The sequence below is a fragment of the Neglectibacter sp. X4 genome, assembly GCF_009917365.1.
GTDB lineage: Bacteria > Bacillota > Clostridia > Oscillospirales > Acutalibacteraceae > Acutalibacter.
This window is the reverse complement of record NZ_QWLE01000129.1, coordinates 1-2,532: the sequence shown is the minus strand read 5'-3', so window position 1 is coordinate 2,532 and position 2,532 is coordinate 1. Positions and strand designations below refer to the sequence as shown.

General features: G+C 50.3%; 4 protein-coding genes. 2 read left to right on the top strand and 2 right to left on the bottom strand.

Features of this window, described 5'->3' with window-relative positions:
• Positions 1-89: 89 nt before the first annotated feature.
• Both D1841_RS16970 and D1841_RS16965 read right to left on the bottom strand, forming a co-directional pair.
• Positions 90-1,076, bottom strand: coding sequence for a tyrosine-type recombinase/integrase (locus D1841_RS16970; RefSeq protein WP_160644826.1), 987 nt, complete (start codon positions 1,074-1,076; stop codon positions 90-92).
• A 255-nt stretch (positions 1,077-1,331) separates the two neighbouring features.
• On the bottom strand, positions 1,332-1,832 hold the full coding sequence (locus D1841_RS16965; protein WP_160644824.1) for a helix-turn-helix domain-containing protein: 501 nt from the start codon (positions 1,830-1,832) through the stop codon (positions 1,332-1,334).
• A gap of 179 nt (positions 1,833-2,011) precedes the next feature.
• Between D1841_RS16965 and D1841_RS16960 the strand changes: the two genes are divergently transcribed.
• Together D1841_RS16960 and D1841_RS16955 are read left to right on the top strand one after the other, a co-directional pair.
• Positions 2,012-2,152 (top strand): hypothetical protein, encoded by a 141-nt coding sequence (locus tag D1841_RS16960; RefSeq protein WP_160644822.1) that lies wholly within the window; start codon positions 2,012-2,014, stop codon positions 2,150-2,152.
• A gap of 2 nt (positions 2,153-2,154) precedes the next feature.
• Positions 2,155-2,355 (top strand): hypothetical protein, encoded by a 201-nt coding sequence (locus D1841_RS16955; protein ID WP_160266306.1) that lies wholly within the window; start codon positions 2,155-2,157, stop codon positions 2,353-2,355.
• Positions 2,356-2,532: the final 177 nt, after the last annotated feature.

The window sequence follows — 2,532 nt, the reverse complement described above, 5'->3', positions numbered from 1 at the left end:
TTATTATACCATAAAGATTATACCCCCGGAAGCCTTGATATTTCAAGGGTTTCCGGGGGCCGTGTTGCAAATTTGTTACAGTTCAACCCTTAAATCGTGAGAAGTTCAACCGTTGCTTGAAGTTCTGCCAGCGTCTTATGATTGTAAACCCTGTTGCCGGTATCTTTGGAAACATGGCCCATAAGAAGGTCAATGCAACGGCGATTTCCCCCGGCGCTGTCCAGGCGGGTTTCAAACGTGTGTCGGCACTCATGGGGGACGTGGGACATTTTCAGCCGCTTCATAATGTCCCGCCAGAAAAGGCGGTATGTAGTCACCGGAACCGGCTTCCCCTCATAGCAGATCAACCGGGGGCCACCTTCGGCAAGGCGTACTTCCACAAGGGGCCTAATCTTGGAGTGGATCGGGATCACCCTGTTTTTCCCCGCCGCCGTTTTGGTGCCGCCCTTCATCGTCCCGGCTTCCAAGTCAACATCTTCCGGGGTGAGTGCCAGCAGTTCAGAGATGCGCCACCCACTGTATACGAAAATCAGCACCGTGTCAACCCACGGTTCCCCGGCGTGTTCCCAAAGCGTTTGCACTTCCCCTGGTGTGAACACCGTCCGGGATGTGGGCGGGGCCGCTGTGCTGGTCAGCAGATCGGAGTAACAGCGGGTTATAATGTCCAGTTCCAGGGCGAACTTGTCAAGGTGTGTCCATAGGTTCTTGATTGCCCCCTGTGTTGCATAGGAACGCCCACACCCATCTATGGTATCTTGCATTTCAAACGCTTTGATTTCCTTATAGGGCCGGTTCCAGAGGGCTGAACAGTGCTTGAATGCCGCCCGCAAACTGTCCTGGTTGGCCTTGCCCAGCTTTGGGGCCTTCTTTTCTTTCCAGAGGTCGAACAATCCACCCAGCGTTATTTTAGCCCGGTCTACGTCCCACGGATTGGTGTTGTATTGGGCCAGCAAAGCAAGCCCTTCTTCCCTGGAAGCTGTATATCCAATGATCCGGCCCTCTTTCCGCACGACATACGGACGGCGGCGGTTGCCTGACAGCTTCGATATGGAGCCGTAATTATTCGGCAATTTCAAAAAATATCACCTGTCCCTTTCAAAAGTGGTTGCGCTGAACCAAGGGCAGGTGCTATAATGTACCTGTCCACCCTTGATTCTTTGGTAGGTTTCTTGTGGTGGGTGCTTTCGGAATCCCTACGGTTGCCGCCGTGGGGATTCTTTTTGTTTTGCCCTCTGTGGGCCGTTCTACGGCGTTTTATCGCCGTGGTGGTCACTTGATACCCCCTTCCCTCTAACCCCGCTCTATGGGCCGTCTGTGGGCCTGTGACGGGGTTATTTCTTTTGCTGTTCCAGAACCTTTTTGTAGAACTTTCCTTCAATGGCTTCTTTGGCCCCGGCTTGCAGTTCTTCAAATTCTGCGTCCGTGAATGTGGCGGTGTGTCCGTCTTTGGAAAGAATGATTTCCCATTCATCCGGGATTTTCGCCGTATGCCCTTCATCGTCCACTTCTTCATCTCGCAACTTAATTGGACGCTCGGAAATAGTGAACCCCATTTCTTCCAGATACTTGTTTACTGCCTTGTACCGGGCGTATTCTTCCCCCGCTGTGGGGTACTGTCGGTCAATTTCTTCCAACCATGAACTGTCTGACAAATCCCGCAAATGAACATCCAGGGCTTTAGCAATTTTCAGCAAGGTTTTCTGTGTGGGATTACCTCTGTTGGATTCATAGCGCCGAATTGCAGAATCAGCCATACCGCAAAGTTCACCAAGTTCTTTTTGAGTAAGTCCCCGTTCTGTGCGTATAGCACGGATACGATCACCCACGGGCATTATAATCACCTCCATTTTAAAGGATAGCACGTTTACCTTAAAATGTCCAGAACAAAAAAATTCTATTTTAGGGCTTGACAGAACAAATATAATCTGGTATATTAAGAACAGAACATAAAAGTTCTCGAACGGAACATAGATAATCTGATTGAAAAGTAAAAAGGAGGGAGCCGCCCACCGTGTTCATTGTGGAATGGAACGACCATGAAGGCAACCAGCACCAGCGGGAATTTGACACCCTGGAAGATGCCCAACTGGAAGCCGCATACCTGGAAACAAAATATGATTACGTTGCGATTATCGCAGAATTGGAGGTTTAACCATGACTGAACAGCTTTTCAGCGTTGGCATTCAGCACATCAAGACCGGCGAGAGAATCAACCTTGAGGTTTGGGCCAAAAACGTGAATGAAGCCACTATGGGCTTGGAGGGTGTGATTAGCTGGAACACTCAATACCGCTGGACAGGAAGCGGCCCCGTGTACCGAAACAATGAGATTGTCACAAGAGAAGTCCCCGCCTGATGATGGCCCCGGTGGTTCCGGGCCGAAACAGCGCCCCGGCGCTGTCGTGGGAAACCACAATGCACCTTGAAAATTAACATATCAGAACAGAAAGTGAGGTTAAACCATGCGTATTGACCCTAAAAAGGTAGAACTACACCTTGCCCGGAAGTGTATGTCTGAAGCGGATTTACGAGA